At 74.1% G+C, this 15,355-nt stretch carries 10 protein-coding genes; 6 read left to right on the forward strand and 4 right to left on the reverse strand.

Annotated elements, in window-relative coordinates; all coding sequences use genetic code 11:
* Window positions 1-152 precede the first annotated feature (152 nt).
* The 5 genes from OG702_RS18655 to OG702_RS18675 all read left to right on the forward strand — a co-directional run bounded on the left by OG702_RS18655 (window position 153) and on the right by OG702_RS18675 (window position 5,200).
* Window positions 153-893, forward strand: coding sequence for an SDR family oxidoreductase (locus OG702_RS18655; RefSeq protein ID WP_327290024.1), 741 nt, complete (start codon window positions 153-155; stop codon window positions 891-893).
* Between the two features lie 227 nt (window positions 894-1,120).
* Window positions 1,121-1,426 (forward strand): hypothetical protein, encoded by a 306-nt coding sequence (locus OG702_RS18660; protein WP_327290025.1) that lies wholly within the window; start codon window positions 1,121-1,123, stop codon window positions 1,424-1,426.
* 258 nt (window positions 1,427-1,684) lie between these two features.
* Window positions 1,685-2,545 carry a DUF1906 domain-containing protein gene (locus OG702_RS18665; RefSeq protein WP_327290026.1) on the forward strand — a complete coding sequence of 287 codons (861 nt, stop codon included), beginning with the start codon at window positions 1,685-1,687 and terminating at the stop codon, window positions 2,543-2,545.
* Window positions 2,546-2,781: 236 nt separating this feature from the next.
* Window positions 2,782-3,306, forward strand: a complete 525-nt coding sequence (locus OG702_RS18670) for a SigE family RNA polymerase sigma factor (RefSeq protein ID WP_327290027.1) — start codon at window positions 2,782-2,784, stop codon at window positions 3,304-3,306.
* Between the two features lie 244 nt (window positions 3,307-3,550).
* Window positions 3,551-5,200 (forward strand): long-chain fatty acid--CoA ligase, encoded by a 1,650-nt coding sequence (locus OG702_RS18675; protein WP_327290028.1) that lies wholly within the window; start codon window positions 3,551-3,553, stop codon window positions 5,198-5,200.
* Between the two features lie 105 nt (window positions 5,201-5,305).
* Here OG702_RS18675 and OG702_RS18680 read toward each other — a convergent pair whose 3' ends face one another.
* The 3 genes from OG702_RS18680 to pdxR form a co-directional block, all read right to left on the reverse strand.
* A complete protein-coding gene (locus tag OG702_RS18680; protein ID WP_327290029.1) occupies window positions 5,306-7,402 on the reverse strand; it encodes a dynamin family protein in 2,097 nt (698 codons plus the stop codon).
* Window positions 7,402-9,336, reverse strand: a complete 1,935-nt coding sequence (locus OG702_RS18685) for a hypothetical protein (protein ID WP_327290030.1) — start codon at window positions 9,334-9,336, stop codon at window positions 7,402-7,404. Before OG702_RS18685 ends, OG702_RS18680 begins: the two co-directional genes overlap by 1 nt.
* A 95-nt stretch (window positions 9,337-9,431) precedes the next feature.
* Window positions 9,432-10,892 carry a MocR-like pyridoxine biosynthesis transcription factor PdxR gene (gene pdxR, locus OG702_RS18690; RefSeq protein WP_327290031.1) on the reverse strand — a complete coding sequence of 487 codons (1,461 nt, stop codon included), beginning with the start codon at window positions 10,890-10,892 and terminating at the stop codon, window positions 9,432-9,434.
* Window positions 10,893-10,939: 47 nt separating this feature from the next.
* On the opposite strand from pdxR, the gene OG702_RS18695 reads away from it, so the two are divergent.
* On the forward strand, window positions 10,940-11,476 hold the full coding sequence (locus OG702_RS18695; RefSeq protein WP_327290032.1) for a carboxymuconolactone decarboxylase family protein: 537 nt from the start codon (window positions 10,940-10,942) through the stop codon (window positions 11,474-11,476).
* Between the two features lie 18 nt (window positions 11,477-11,494).
* Here the strand turns inward: OG702_RS18695 and OG702_RS18700 are convergent, their stop codons facing one another.
* Window positions 11,495-15,064, reverse strand: coding sequence for a hybrid sensor histidine kinase/response regulator (locus OG702_RS18700; RefSeq protein WP_327290033.1), 3,570 nt, complete (start codon window positions 15,062-15,064; stop codon window positions 11,495-11,497).
* Window positions 15,065-15,355: the final 291 nt, after the last annotated feature.

The raw sequence follows: 15,355 nt of genomic DNA on the forward strand, positions 1-15,355 counted from the left end.
GGGCTCGCACTCCCTCCGCTTGACTCGGACAAAGACTATCCGACTATTATCCCGGATAAGAAGTGTCCGAGTTACGGAGGCGCGTCCTCCCTCGATTCCGGCATGCCCGGCGCCACGCGGTGTGCGGCATGCCGCGAAAGGTGGCAGACATCATGAAGTTCACCGTCATCGGCGGTACCGGGCTGATCGGCTCGCAGGTGGTCAGGTCGCTGGCCGACGCCGGGCACGAGGCGGTGCCTGCGGCGCTGTCCACCGGGGTCGACCTGATCAGCGGGCAGGGGGTGAGCGAGGCGGTCGCGGGCGCGGACGTCGTGGTCAACCTGGCGAACTCGCCGACCTTCGACGAGGCGTCGCTGGACTTCTTCCGCACCTCGATGGGCAACCTGCTCGCGGCGGGGGAGAAGGCCGGGGTCGGGCACCAGGTCATCCTGTCGATCGTCGGCGTGGACCAGGTGCCCGAGCTGGACTACTACCGCGCCAAGGCGCTCCAGGAGGAGCTGCTCCAGCAGGGCCCGACGCCGTACTCGATCGTCCGCGTCACGCAGTTCTTCGAGTTCATGGACGCGGTGCTGTCCTGGACCTCGGACGCGGAGACCGTGCGGCTTCCGGCGACCCGGATCCAGCCGATCGCGGCCGCCGACGTGGCCGCCGCGGTCGTCGAGGTCGCCACCGGCGCGCCGCTGCGGGGGATCCGCAACGTCGCGGGCCCGGACGTCTTCCCGCTCAACGAGCTGGGCGAGGTCACGCTGGCGGCGCAGGGGGACGGCAGGCCCGTCGTCATCGACGACCAGGCCGGGATGTTCGCCGCGGTCAACGGTGACGTGCTCCTCGGGGGGCCGGACGCGCACCTGGCGCCGACGCACTACCAGGACTGGCTCAGCCGGTCCCGCTGACGGCCCCGCCGCATGCCACAAAAACGGTCATTGTGGAGGTTTGTCGACAGATCGTCACGCGTGCGAGGGAATTGGATCAATCGGGGGCGTTCGGTGCGGATGTGCTGGGCAAGTCTGGATTCGGCGACGCCGTCGGAAGTCGGAAGTACAGGTGGAGCGGCCGGCCGGCCGCTCCACCGCAGACAGCAGGTCCGAGTCCGCAATTCAGTCCCCTGGGAGGGAACACCATGGCAAGCATCCGTACCGTCCGTGTCCTGGCCGCCGTGGCCGCGCTGCCCGTCGCGGCGCTGCTGTTCGCCGGCACCGCCGCGGCTGACGACGGGTCGTTCGCGGGTGACCACTCGAACGCGACGGTGGTGAGCAACTCCGGTGGCAACGTCGGCGGCGGCAACTTCGGCAACGTGACGACGACCCAGCAGGCCGCCACCGGCGCCGGCGCGTCGAACCAGAACAACACGGCGAGCGTGGCCGGCGCCGGCTTCACCGCCATCGGCCAGAACACGGCCAACGTCCACTTCTCACCGCTCTGGTGACCCTCCGGAGGCCCCGGCCCTGTGACGTTCCGGGGCCCCGGTGCCCGCGCGCTGAGGACGCGCCGGCCGGCTGAATCCGGCCAGGGCGCGCGACGGTATCCCCGTGCCGTCGCGCGCCCGCCGTGGTATCCGCTGCCTCGGTGATCGTTGTCCACAGGCTGTGGACAGTCCTGGACGCTGCTCCGGAAGGCCGTCGCGGACGGGTGTGCGGCGGCGTGTCTGCGCGGCGCGGGGCCGCTCGCCACGTTCACTCGCTGAATGAGCAAAAAAAGTATTCTTATCCGTTATGTCCGCCGCCTGCTCGCCGGCACCCTGACCCTGACCGGGGTGCTCCTTCCCGTGGCGAGTGCCGCCGCGGAGTCCGGCGCCGCCGGTGCGAACCGGGGGGACACCGCACCCCGTATTTTCCAGGGTCGCGGGTTCGACACCTGCCAGGCCCCCGATCTGGCGACGATGCGGGCGTGGCGCGCGTCGTCCGCCTATCGCGCCGTCGGGATCTATTTCGGCGGCCGGGCGCGGGCCTGCAAGAGCCAGCTCCATCTGACCGCCGACTGGGTGCGCCAGACCACCGACGCGGGGTGGAGCCTGCTGCCGATCTACGTCGGCTCGCAGAGCCCGTGCGTCAGCGGCTCCAACAAGAATCCCTACCGCATCGACCCTGCGCAGGCGGCGACGCAGGGCGGCACCGAGGGGGAGGACGCGGTCAGCAGCGCCGACGCGCTCGGCCTGGGCAGGGGCAGCGCGCTCTACCTCGACATGGAGTCGTACAACATCGGCGACTCGGACTGCGCCGACGCGACGCTGACCTTCGTGCGCGGCTGGGACCGCCAGGTGCGGGCGGCCGGTTATCTGGCCGGCTTCTACAGCAGCGCCGACTCCGGCATCAAGCACATCGAGACCGCCCGCAGGGCCGGTGTCGCCGACCTGCCGGACGTCGTCTGGTACGCCCGCTGGGGCGTCAGCGCGACGCTGACCGACGAGCCGGCGCTGAGCGACGACGCCTGGGCGTCGCACGCGCGAATCCACCAGTACACCGGCAGCGTCACCGAGTCGTACGGCGGCAAGAAGCTGTCCATCGACCGCGACCTGATCGACGCCCCGGTCGCCGTCGTCGGCTGACGCCGAGGGCGGCGCACGTACCGCTCCGGGAGCGGCCCGCGGGCGGACGACTGATCCCGCGGGCCTACTTCCCCGACCGCCGCGGTGACGACCTCAGGTGTATCCCCTGCGGGACGCGGGCGGGTGGCTCCCCCCTCGGGGGGTGGGGAGAGCCCCCTCCCTACGACCTGAGAGGGATCTCTTTTCGGCACCTGCGGCCGATCCGCTGAGGGCCCCGCGCCTCCTAGCGTGGAGCCATGACCACGCCTGTGTGCACCAGCGCCAGCACGAAGCAGTTCACCACCTACGTACGCTCCAAGGGCCCGACGCTGCTGCGCACCGCGCGCTCCCTGACCCCCAACCCGGCCGACGCGGAGGACCTGCTGCAGACCGCGCTGACCAAGACCTATCTGGCCTGGGACCGGATCGACGACCACCGGGCGGTCGACGGTTACGTCCGGCGCACCCTGGTCAACACCAGGACCTCGCAGTGGCGCAAGCGCAAGGTCGACGAGTTCAGCACCGACGAGCTGCCCGAGCCGGCGGCGGGCGGCGTCCCCGACCTGACCGAGCAGCAGGCGCAGCGCGACGCCCTTTTGCGCGCGATAGCCCGGCTCCCGCCGCGCCAACGCGCCATGGTGGTGCTCCGCTACTACGAGGACATGAGCGAGGTGCAGACCGCGGAGGCGATGGGTGTCTCGGTCGGCACCGTCAAGAGCGCGGTCTCGCGCGCGCTCGGGAAGCTGCGCGACGATCCCGAGCTGGAGCTGGGCGTGGGCTGAGCCAGGCCCGACGCGCCCCGCGCCGACCGGAGTCGGCCCGCGCCGTCCCCGACGCGGCCCGCAGCGGTCCGGCGCCACATGACGCCCGCCGCAGGTCCGGGTGCGCGCCGGGCCCCGGTCCTGGCACCGCACGCGCGGACGGGTCCGCGGCGGCGGCCCCGCGGGTAGTGACATACCACCCGGTATGCCAGCACAATCGCGGGGTACCACCTCGCCGACCTCACGTAGCCGCCGGAGGCCCGCTGTGCTGAGCACCATGCAGGACGTACCGCTGACCGTGACCCGCATCCTCCTGCACGGGACCGTGGTGCACGGCAGGTCCCGGGTGACGACCTGGACCGGCGAGGGCGAACCGCACCGCCGCACCTTCCGTGAGGTGGGCGGGCGGGCGGTGCGGCTGGCGAACGCGCTGCGCGAGGGGCTCGGGGTCTCCGAGGGCGACCGGGTCGCCACCCTCATGTGGAACAACGCCGAGCACCTGGAGGCGTATCTCGCCATCCCGTCGATGGGCTCGGTGCTGCACACCCTGAATCTGCGGCTGCCCGCCGACCAGCTGGTGTGGATCGTCAACCACGCCGCCGACCGGGTCGTCCTGGTCAACGGCTCGCTGCTGCCCCTGCTCGCACCGCTGCTGCCGCGCATGGAGCCGCTGGAGCACATCGTGGTCGTCGGCCCCGGCGATCTGGCCCTGCTGGACGGCTGCCGCCCGGCGGTGCACGACTACGAGGAGCTGCTGGCCGACCGCCCGGACACCTACGCCTGGCCCGAGCTGGACGAACGCAGCGCGGCCGCCATGTGCTACACCTCCGGGACCACCGGCGACCCGAAGGGCGTGGTCTACTCGCACCGCTCGGTCTACCTGCACTCGTTGCAGGTGAACTCGGCGGAGTCGATGGGGCTGACCGACCACGACACGACCCTGCCGGTCGTCCCGATGTTCCACGTCAACTCCTGGGGCCTGCCGCACGCGGCCTTCATGAGCGGGGTCAACCTGCTGATGCCGGACCGCTTCCTGCAGCCGGCGCCGCTCGCCGAGATGATCGAGAGCGAGCGGCCCACCCACGCCGCCGCCGTGCCGACGATATGGCAGGGCCTGCTGGCGGAGCTGACCGCGAAGCCGCGCGACGTCAGCTCGCTCAAGCGGGTGACGATCGGCGGTTCGGCCTGCCCGCCGGCGCTGATGAAGGCCTTCGACGAGCAGCTGGGCGTGCAGCTCTGCCACGCCTGGGGCATGACGGAGACCTCCCCGCTCGGCACGGTGGCACTGCCGCCCGCCGGCGTCACCGACGAGGAGGAGTGGGCGTACCGCATCACCCAGGGCCGTTTCCCGGCCTCGGTCGAGCCGCGGCTGATCGGGCCCGACGGCACGGAGATGCCGTGGGACAACGAGTCGGCGGGCGAGCTGGAGGTACGCGGCCCGTGGATCGCCGGGTCGTACTACGGCGGCGCGGGCGCCGACCCGCTCCGGCCCGAGGACAAGTTCAGCCCGGACGGCTGGCTGCGGACGGGCGACGTCGGCGTCATCTCACCGGACGGCTACCTCACCCTGACCGACCGGGCCAAGGACGTGATCAAGTCGGGCGGCGAGTGGATCTCGTCGGTCGAGCTGGAGAACGAGCTGATGGCGCACCCCGATGTGGCCGAGGCGGCGGTGGTGGCCGTCCCCGACGAGCGGTGGGGCGAGCGGCCGCTGGCCACCGTCGTGCTGGTGGACGGCGCGACGACCGGCTACGCCGAGCTGTACGACTTCCTCGCCGGCCGGATCGCCCGCTGGCAGGTCCCTGAGCGCTGGGCGATCATCCCGACGGTCCCGAAGACCAGCGTCGGCAAGTTCGACAAGAAGGTGATCCGCAAGTCCTACGCGGACGGCGAGCTGGACGTCACGCAGCTGTGAGGCCGCTCCGCGGGCCGTCCCGCGGCCATCGCCGCGACGGCCCCGCAACCCGTACCAGCCCCGCGACCCGTACCAGCCCCACACGCATCACCGGCGCCGCCCGCCCTACAGCCCCGCCCCCGGGTCCGCGAGGTCCTGGATGTCCGGCAGGTACGGCAGCAGGAATTCGCTGATCTCCGCCTCGATCGCGGTCAGCTCGCGCTCGAACGCGTAGAGCTGGCTGCGGGCCGCGAGCTTGCTCTGCTCGTCCTGCCTGCTGCCCTGCACATTGCGCCGCACCCCGCCGATCAGCTCCTCAAGGCGGGCCTTCAGCGCGAGCGAGACCCCCCGCCACACCTCGCGCAGATCGTGGGTGCGGCTGCTGGCGTACTCCTTCGCCGAGGTCGCCGCCGAATGCCGCATCTGCTCGGCGAAGGCGTCCGCCGCCCGCCCGCGCAGCTTGCCGCCGGAGAGCACCAGCGAAGCCGCCGCCATCAGCGGGCCGAGCGCGGCCCCGATCGCCAGCGTCACCCCCAGCGGCGGCAGCGAGAAGCCCAGCGCGATCAGCCCGGCCGCGGTCGCCGCCGACAGCCCGCCGCCGGCCGCGGCGCCCGCGCCCGCCCCGGCGACCAGGACGGATCCGGGCCGCAGCCGCAGCGGCACCCCGTCGAGCACCCCGCGGCCGCCGGCCTGCTCGCCCACCGACGTGGCGAGCATCCGCAGCAGGTAGCCGGGTACGGTCCCGACGGCCGTACCGGTCAGCTCGCTGTGCAGCACCTCGAAGGCGGCCTCGTGCTCGCGCAGCAGCGGGTCGAGCCTGGTGATCAGCTTCTCCTGGTGGTCGGCGATCAGCGGCTCGATCGTCTCGGTGCAGAAGATCTGCATACGGCGCTGCAGGATGCTGCGGTAGCCGTCGAAGATCTTCCTGACCATCGTCTCGCGGCCCTCCCTGGTCAGCCGCTGGCCGAGCGCGTCGAGCCAGGGGCTGTGCTGGGAGGTCCAGCCCGGCACCTGCTCGCTCAGGCTGACCAGGAAGTCGGTCAGGGCGATCCTGATCCGGTGCTCGACGTCGATGATCCATTCCTCGATGTGCTCCCGGATCTGCGCGACATTGTGCTGCAACTGGTCCTGGGTGCTCTGGCTCTGTTCGAGCATGGCGCGCAGCCGCTCCGCGGACTGGTCGAGGATGCTGCTCTCGTTGTGCAGCCGGCCGCGCAGCCCGACGGCGTTGTAGCGGAGGTATTCGGCGAGCCGCAGCAGCTTGACGCGGGCCGCGTCCTGGAGGCAGAACAACTCCAGGGCACGCTCGAACGAACCTATCCCCGAGGCGCGTTCGAGCTCGGCGTCGCTGTCGAGCCGGGAGCGCAGCGCGTCCCGGGCGCTGACGAAGAAGACGTTCACGGCGGAGAAGCCGCCGTAGGCGGCGCCGACCTGGGCGACCGTGCTGCGGCAGCGGCTGATGACCTCGGCCTGCTCGTCATCAGGGACGTGGTCGAACTTGTTCACCACGAAGAAGACGTCGCGGTGGCCCAGTTGCAGCACATGGCCCAGGTAGTGCTGGGTCTCGTGGGTGCTGAACGGGCGGTTGGCGTCGGTGACGTAGACGACCGCGTCGACCTGTTCGAGGAAGCTCAGGGTGACCAGTTCGCGCTCCGGGCTCTCGTTGACGCCCGCGGAGTCGACGATCTCGACGGAGTTGGTGAGCAGTTCGAGCTGCTGGGAGACCACGGCCAGCGCGAACGCCGGCTCGCGCGGCTCACCGACCGCGTCGAACTGCAGCGTCACCTCGCGCTTGAACTCCTCGATGCCGACGACCGTCGGGCCGCCCCTGCGGTCGGCGGTGCGGTAGAGCTCGGCCTTCTCCGTCTCGCCCCAGCGCAGCATCGTGGTGAAGGCGGTCGCCGGATTCGCCTTGGCGGGCAGCAGGTTCTTGCCGAGCATGGCGTTGATAAGGGTGCTCTTGCCGCTGCTGAACTCGCCGAGCACCATGATCCGGAACGTCTCCCGTTCCAGCGCGCTGCCGGTGCGGGTGAGTTGCTGCAGCCGCAGGTCGCCGTCGCTGCCGCCGGTCAGCCGGGCCGACTCCTCGGCGACCCGCCGGATCTTCAGGTAGATCTGCCGCAGTTCGCCGATCCTGGTCTGCCAGCCGTCGAAACGGCCGGAGTCGCCGTTCGCGCGGTTCGCGCGGTTCGCGCGGTTCGCGCCGTTCGCGTTGTGGTGCATCACGCCTCTTCCCGTGCTGCCAGTCGGGCGGCCACCGATTCGCCGAGCGATACCGCCTCCGCCAGGAGCGTCCGCCAGTGCGTCGCCGAGTCCGGATGGGCGGTCAGTGCCGCGGTGTTCAGGCGCCACCACTGCTCGTCGCGTTCCCTCGCGCGGCCGAGCAGCTGGGCGTGGAGCTGGTCGAGCCGTTCCTCTACGCGGGCCAGATGGCCGGTGAACGCCGCCGCGACGGTGTGCTCCAGCGCGTCGGCGGTGCGGTCGAGGCGCTGGGCCTGGCCGCGTTCGACGGCGTCGCCGAGCAGCGCGCCGGCCGCCGCCCCCAGGGCCCGGGCGATGACCTCGGGTGCGAGCGGGGCGAGTACGCCCTCGACGGCGGGCCCGAGCACGTCGGGCAGCCAGGAGGCGTCCCAGCCGCCGTCGCTGACTGCCGGGGACGGGGCGGCGACCGGTATCGCGGTGGCGGCCGCGCCGACCGGTGCCAGGCCGGCGAAGAGGTCGGTGCCGGGCCGCCCGCGGGTCAGCGCCTCGCGCAGCCACTCGGTGTCGGCGGCGAAGGCGGCCGTGATCTCCTCCGCGATCCACGCCTGGAGTTCCTGCAGCGCGACGTCCGTCTGCGGCCGGACCCGGAGGCGTACGAAGGCCGGCGCTTCGGGCGCCTGGGCCAGTTCGGCCGCCAGCGCGGCGATGCAGGCGGCCCTGCGGCGGCCCGCCTCGGCGGCGACGCGGGCCAGCAGGTCCGCCCGCCGGTGGTCCAACGCGGCGGCCAGGCCCACCCATTCGTAGACGGCGCCCTCCCGCGCGGCATGCCACACCTCGGTGGCCCTGGCCCGCAGCGGATCGCCGGGAACCGCCTCGGCGACGGCCCGCCTGGCGGCGTCGGCGACCAGCGCGCAGGTCGCGGCGAGCAGCCGCAGCCGGCGTTCGCCGCGCAGCGACAGCCGCAGCCGGGCGCCGGTCAGCGCGGTCAGCGCGTCGCGGACCTGCGCGAGCCGGTCGGCGTCGGCCGGCACCCCGGGCCCGGGCAGCACCAGCGCCTCAGGCGCGAGCGTGCGGATCCGGCGGCGCACCCGGTGCATCACCTCTGCGGCCTCGCTGCCGTCCCCCGCGCTCTCCTCGCCGACCCGGTCGAGCGCGGTGACGACCACCAGCAGCGGCGGGCAGTGCGGTTCGGCGGCCAGCGCGCGGACCGCGGCCTGCTCGGTGCTGGTGAGGGCGCGTTCCGCCTGGATGACGACGACCAGCGCGTCGCAGTCCGCGACGAGCCGGGCGGAACCGCCGTCCTGCGCCGGGCGTAAGGCTACGAGTACGTCGTTGCTCCCGTCCGACGTCCCGGACGCGTCGGGGGCATCCCCGTCCGCGGATAACGCGCTGGGCGCAACTCCGGCTCCCGGCAGGGACGTACCGGGCACGACTCCCCTCCCGGGCAGGGCCGCCGGTATGCCGCGCGGTGCAACTCCCCTGCCGGGCGCGGGCGCAGGCGATGCGGCGTCCGCCACCCACGTGTCCCACCCCCGGGTCTCGACCAGTTCGAGCCCCGCCCCCGCCAGCCACCCGTCACCCGCACTCGCGGGCACCGCGACCACCCGGTAGCCGCCCGCCGACAAGTCGGCTGACACGTCGGCCGATACGTCACCTGCCGACGCGCCCGCCGACCCGCCCGCCGCCGCCCCGGCGGACCGTACGAGCGCGGGCGGGTCGGCTCCCGGGCGTACGGAGACCGGTAACAGCGCTGCTCCGACAACGGTGTTGACCAGCTGGGACTTGCCCGTGTTCGTCCCGCCCACGAAGCACACGCGCGCCGCCGCGGACCGGGCCCTGCGCAGGGACTGGCGGATCAGCGTCGCCGACAGGCCCGCGCCCGCGCGGTCCGCGAGCAGCGCGACGCCTTCCGCCAGCTGCTGCGCCGCCACCCCGCCGTTCACCGACCCGTCCACCGCATCCCCCTGACACGTAACCGGCCACCTCCATCATGGCGAGCGGCCGCACCGTCCACCGGCTTTTCGGACAACCCGCCCCCGATCGCGTGCGGTCACGCCCCGGCCAGCACCCGGCACAAGGCGACCAGGGCGGCCGCGAAGGCGGTGTCGGGCGGTGCCGCGTATCCGACCACCAGGCCGTCACGGTCACCGCCGGGGGCCGCGTCCGGGTGGCGGAAGCCCGTCAACGCCTCGACGGCCAGCCCCTGGAGAGCGGCGTCCCGGGCCACCGCGGCCTCCGTGCCCGCCGGGAGCCGCAGCACAGCGTGCAGTCCCGCCGCGATGCCGGTCACCTCGACCTGCGGGGCCTGCTCGGCCAGTGCCGCGGCCAGTTGGTCGCGCCGCCGCCGGTAGCGCTGCCGCATGCCGCGCAAGTGCCGGTCGTAGCCACCGGATTCGATGAACTCGGCCAGCGCCAGCTGGTCGAGCACGCTCACCGACGGCTCCCGCTCGCCCTTGGCCGCCACGACGGCGTCCACCAGATGCGCGGGCAGCGCCATCCAGCCGATCCGCACGGCCGGCGACAGGCTCTTGCTCACCGAGCCCAGATACGCCACCCGCTCCGGGTCGAGCCCCTGCACCGCCCCCACCGGCTGCCGGTCGTAGCGGAACTCGCCGTCGTAGTCGTCCTCGAAGACCAGCCCGCCGGTCTCCCGCGCCCAACCGACCGCCGCGGCCCGCCGGTCGGGGTGCAGCGCGACACCGGTCGGGAACTGGTGCGCGGGAGTGAGCAGTACGCTCGCCGCGCCGCTCGCCGCGAGCCCCGCCGGGTCGGCGCCGCGCCCGTCGACCGGCAGCGGGAGGGTGCGCAGGCCCGCCCCCGTCAGGATGGCCCGGTGCTGCGGCAGCCCGTACGCCTCCACGGCGACCGGCGCCGAGCGCACCTGCGGGACGGTCGCCAGCAGCCGCAGCGCGCCCGCCACCCCCGAGCAGACCACGATCCGCCCCGGCGAGGTCCGCACCCCGCGCGCCCTGGCCAGATAGCCGGCAAGCGCCCGGCGCAGCTCGATCCGGCCGCGCGGATCGCCGGGCCCGAAGGCGTCGTTGGGCGCGGCGGTCAGCGCCCGCCGGGACGCGGCCAGCCAGCTCGTCCGGGGGAAGGACCCGGTCAGCGGCACCCCCTGCCGCAGGTCGAAGGCCGGCCGGGGCGCGGGCGCGGGTGCCGGGTCGGGCGCGGCGGGCGGCGCCGCGCGCTCGGCGACCCGGGTGCCCGAGCCCTGCCGTGCGGTGAGCCAGCCCTCGGCGACCAGCTCGGCGTAGGCGTCCGCGACCGCGTTCCTGGCCATGCCCAGGTCGGCGGCCAGCGAGCGGTAGGGCGGCAGCCGGGTGCCGGCCGGAAGCCGGCCGCTGCGGATGGCTTCCCGCAGCGCCCCGGCGAGCACCGCCCACCTGCCGCCGCGGCCGCCGCCACGGTCGCCGGCGAGCTCCAGGTGCAGGTCACGGCCGAGACCCGCGGCGGCCTCCGCCCACCCGGGGGGTGGGGTCTCTGCGGGATTGACCCGTCCATCTGTCATGGAATTGCACTCTACGCCCGGTCACCACCGCTTTTAGGCTGATCATCATGACAACGACATCAGAAACCCCTGTGACGCCAGAGACCCCAGCGGCAGAAGTGACAGCAGTGACGGCATCGTCAGCAGACACCCGCATCGACCTCGCCACCGCCGCGCCCGCCGTCTACAAGGCCGTCATCGGGCTCGACGCCGCCTCCCGGGCCGGCCTCGACCCGACGCTGGTCGACCTGGTGCTGATCCGCGCCTCGCAGATCAACGGCTGCGCGTACTGCCTCCACATGCACACCAAGGACGCCCGCAAGCACGGCGAGCGCGAGGAGCGGCTGTACGTGCTGTCGGCCTGGCGCGAGGCGCGGCACTTCTACACCCCGAAGGAGCAGGCGGTGCTCGCCTTCACCGAGGCCGTCACGCTGATCTCGCACGGCGGCGTGCCCGACGACGTCTACGCCGGGGCCGCCGCGCACTTCGACGACAAGCAGCTGGGACAGCTGCTCGGGCTGGTCCTCACCATCAACGTCTGGAACCGCGTGGCGCTCGCCGGGCACAGCCTGGCCGGCACCGACCCGCGCGGCGGCAACGGCTGAGCCGCCCCGCCGGCGGGGTCAGGTGCCGATCTTGCCGAGCAGGTCCACGATCCTGGACTGCACGTCCGTGCTGGTGGAGCGCTCGGCGAGGAAGAGCACCGTCTCGCCGGACGCCAGCCGGGGCAGCTCGTCCGGGTCTATGTCGGCGGAGGTGTAGACGACCAGCGGCGTGTTGTTCAGCCGCGAGTGGCCGCGCAGCCAGTCGACGATCCCCTGCCGGCGGCGGCGGATCAGCATCAGGTCCATCACCACCAGATTCGGGTGGATCTGCGCGGCCTTCGTCATCGCCTCGGCCTCGGAGCCGGCGTGCGCGACCTGCATCCCGCGCCGCTCCAGCGTCGCCGCGAAGGCCTGCGCGATCGGCTCGTGACTCTCGACCAGCAGCACCCGCGGCGGGTGCTGCTCGCTGTCGCGCGGTGCCAGCGCCTTGAGCAGCACCGCGGGGTCGGCGCCGTACGCCGCCTCCCGGGTCGCCTGGCCGAGCCCCGCCGTCACCAGCACCGGGACGTCCGCGGCCGCGGCGGCCTGCCGCAGCGCCTGGAGTGCGGTCCGGGTGATCGGACCGGTCAGCGGGTCCACGAACAGCGCGGCCGGCGGCTCGGCGACCTGCGCGTCGACCTCCTCGCGCGACCGTACGATCACCGGACGATAGCCGCGGTCGGTCAGCGCCTGCCGGGTGGAGATGTCCGGCTCCGGCCACACCAGCAGCCGGCGCGGCTCGTCCAGCGGCTCCTCGATGCGGTCGTCGGCCACATCGGCGACGTCCGTGACGTCGACCGCGCCGTTCGGCCCGTCCAGCGGCTCGGGGCCCTCGTCGGCGCCGGCCGCGGGCGCGCCTATCGCGTACGACCTGCCGGGGGCCTGCGGGGGCGCCGGCGGGACCGGACGCAGCAGCGCGGTCTCCTCCTCCGGGGCGGGCGGCGCCTCCTTGCGGTTGACCGGCAACTGGCCGCTGTCCGGGTCCGCCTGCGGGTGCTGGCGGGCCTGCGACTCGCCGCCGGGGCCGTGCGGCTGGCTCGGCACCTGCTGGATCAGGCTCCGGCTGGGCTGTTCCTTGTCGACGGCCGCCCGGTCCGGGTTGAGCCTGCGGCGCCGTCCTGAACCGCCCGCCGCGACCTGCGCGGGCAGGCCCTGCGGGCTGTGCGCCTCGATCGCCTGCGTCTGCGTCTGCGGGTCCTGTGAACCGTCGGGCCGGTGCGAGTACGGGACGCCCTGGCCGAGGGTGCGGACGCTTATGGCACGGCCGTACGTGCTGTGCGAGGGGTCCGGCTGCGGGGCCGACGCGAGCGGGTCCGGCTGCGGGGCGGACGCGAGCGGGGGTGGCGGCGGAGGCGCCGCCGGGGTCGGGCGGGTGCCCTGGGCCGGGGGCCAGTTGGTGGCCGGCGGGAGCGCGGCGCGGGGCGTGCCGCCGGCACCCGGGTCCTGGTGGTTCTGCGGCCCGGCGGGCGCGGCGGGCAGGGCGGGCGAGGACGGCGGGGCCGGCTGGGCGGGCGGCTGGGCCGCCCGCGGCGGGGCGCTGGGCCAGGCCTGCGGGTCGGGCGGCGCCGTACGGCCGGCGTCCGGCCAGGACTGCGGCGCCGGCTGCGGCGGCACCGGTGCGGCGGGCGGTTCGACGGCGCGGCGGGCCGCGCGGCGGCCGGTGCCCTCGGGGACGGCGGCGCCCCCGCCCTGGCCGGCCGGCGGGAGGGCGTTGGGGATCGGTACGGCGGGCAGCTCGGCGCGTTCCGGCGCCGGCGGCTGCTCCTGCGGCTCCTCGCTGCGGGCCCGGCGGCGGCCGGTCGGCTGCGGTGCCGCGGCCGGCGCCTCCACCGGGGCGGGCCGGCCCTCGGGCCTGCGCAGCGCGCGGCGGCGTCCGGTCGGTGCGCCCCCGTCCTGCTCGGCGTGCGACTGCCCGCCCGGATGCTCGTCGGCGGCGGGCGGCACCGACCAGGCGGCGACCTCGCCGGCCGACTTACGGGCTCCGGGCTGTTCCTGGCCCTGCGTGCCCCGGGCGGGCTCGGTGGGCAGCGGCATCACGGTGGTGTCCGACTCGCGGGGGCCGTCGCCGTCCCCGGACGTACGGGCGACGCCGTTCGTCCGCGCAACGCCCTGGTCGGCGCCCTCCACCGCCTGCCGCGGAACACCCGCGCCGTTGCCCTTCCCCGCGGGCACCTCAAGCACGTACGCGCTGCCCTGGCCGGGCACCTCGTGGGTCTGCAGCACACCGCCGTGCCGCTCCACGATGCCGCGGGCCAGCGGCAGATGCACCGGGTCGCCGCCGGCGTGCGGGCCGCGCACGTCGATCCTGATCACGTCACCGCGCTGGGCCGCCGCCACCACGATCGTGGAGTCGCCGGTGTAGGCGATGGCGTTGCCCGCCGAGTCGACGCCCGCGACGTCGGCGACCAGGTGGGCGAGGGCCTGCGCCATCCGCTCGCCGTCCACCGACGCCTCGATCGGCGGCGCGTGCACCGCGAACTGCGCCCGGCCCGGCCCGATCAGCTCGGTCGCGCCGTCGACGGCCGCCGCGATGACCTGGTCGAGCCCGACGTCCTCGCGGCGCAGCTTGTCCTCACCGCGGTCGAGCCGCTGGAAGGCCAGCACGTTGTCGATCAGGGTGGTGATACGCGCGTAACCGGCCGCCAGGTGGTGCAGGATCTGGTTGGCCTCCGGCCACAGCTGCCCCGCGGGGTCGGCCGCGAGGCCGGTCAGCTCGCCCCGCAGCTCGGCCAGCGGCCCGCGCAGCGAGGTGTCGAGCAGCGCGCTCAGCTGCCCGCTGCGCGCGGCCAGCGCGTCGTACGCCGAACGGTCGGTGAAGGTCATCACCGCGCCGACCAGCTGATCGCCGTCCCGTACCGGCGCCGTCGTCAGGTCGACCGGCACCGGCCTGCCGTCCCTGCGCCACAGCACCTGCCCGCGCACCCGGTGCTTGCGCCCGCTGCGCAGCGTGTCGGCCAGCGGCGTCTCCTCGTACGCCAGCGGGCTGCCGTCCGGGCGCGAGTGGTGCACCAGCGGGTGCAGCTCCTTGCCGCCCAGGTCGGTGGCCCGATACCCGAGGATCTGCGCGGCCGACGGGTTGACCAGCACGACCTTGCCGGCCGTGTCGACCCCGACCACGCCCTCGGCCGCGGCCCGCAGGATCATCTCCGTCTGCCGCTGCTGGCGGGCCAGTTCGGCCTCGGTGTCCATCGTCCCCGTCAGGTCGCGGACCACCAGCATCAGCAGCTCGTCGCCGGTGTAGTGCGGCACGCCGTCGCCGTACTCGGCGTACGGGCTGCGGCCGTTCTCCAGGTTCGCGCTGGTGACCTCGACGGGGAAGTCGGTGCCGTCGGTGCGCCGCGCCACCATCCGGGTCGGCTTCGTCCGGGTGTCCTCGGCCGCCTCGCGCGGGCTGCGCATGGACCCCGGGATGCGCTTGGAGTCGAACGACGGCAGCAGGTCGAGCAGGCCCCGCCCCACCAGGGCGGTCCCGGGCGACTCGAACGTCTCCAGCGCTATCGCGTTGGCGTTCACCACGGTGCCGTTGACGTCGACCAGCAGCAGGGCGTCGGGCAGCGCGTCGAGTATGGAGGCGAGGCGAGCAGCGCCTCTGGATGGCCTGCTGCTCACGAGACGCGTCCTCTCTGGTTTCCGCTCTGTTCTCGCCCCGGGTGGCGTGCCGCGCACGGCGTACTCCCGCCGGCGCCGTCGGCTGTCTTTACGGGCGGCCCATCTTGCCGCCACCCCCGGGACATGTCACTAGACCGAGTGTACGGGTCGGGCCCCCGCGCGCGGCTGCGGATGCCCATGTGGGGGTGTGCGTATAGGGGTTCGGATGTGTGGGGGGTTTGTGTGGTGTACGTCACGGGTAGTGCGGGCGTGCTTCCGGGGTGGGGTCTCGACTCGGGTGCGGGGGCTCGC

This window comes from Streptomyces sp. NBC_01198 (genome assembly GCF_036010485.1).
In the GTDB taxonomy this organism is placed as follows: Bacteria; Actinomycetota; Actinomycetes; order Streptomycetales; family Streptomycetaceae; genus Actinacidiphila.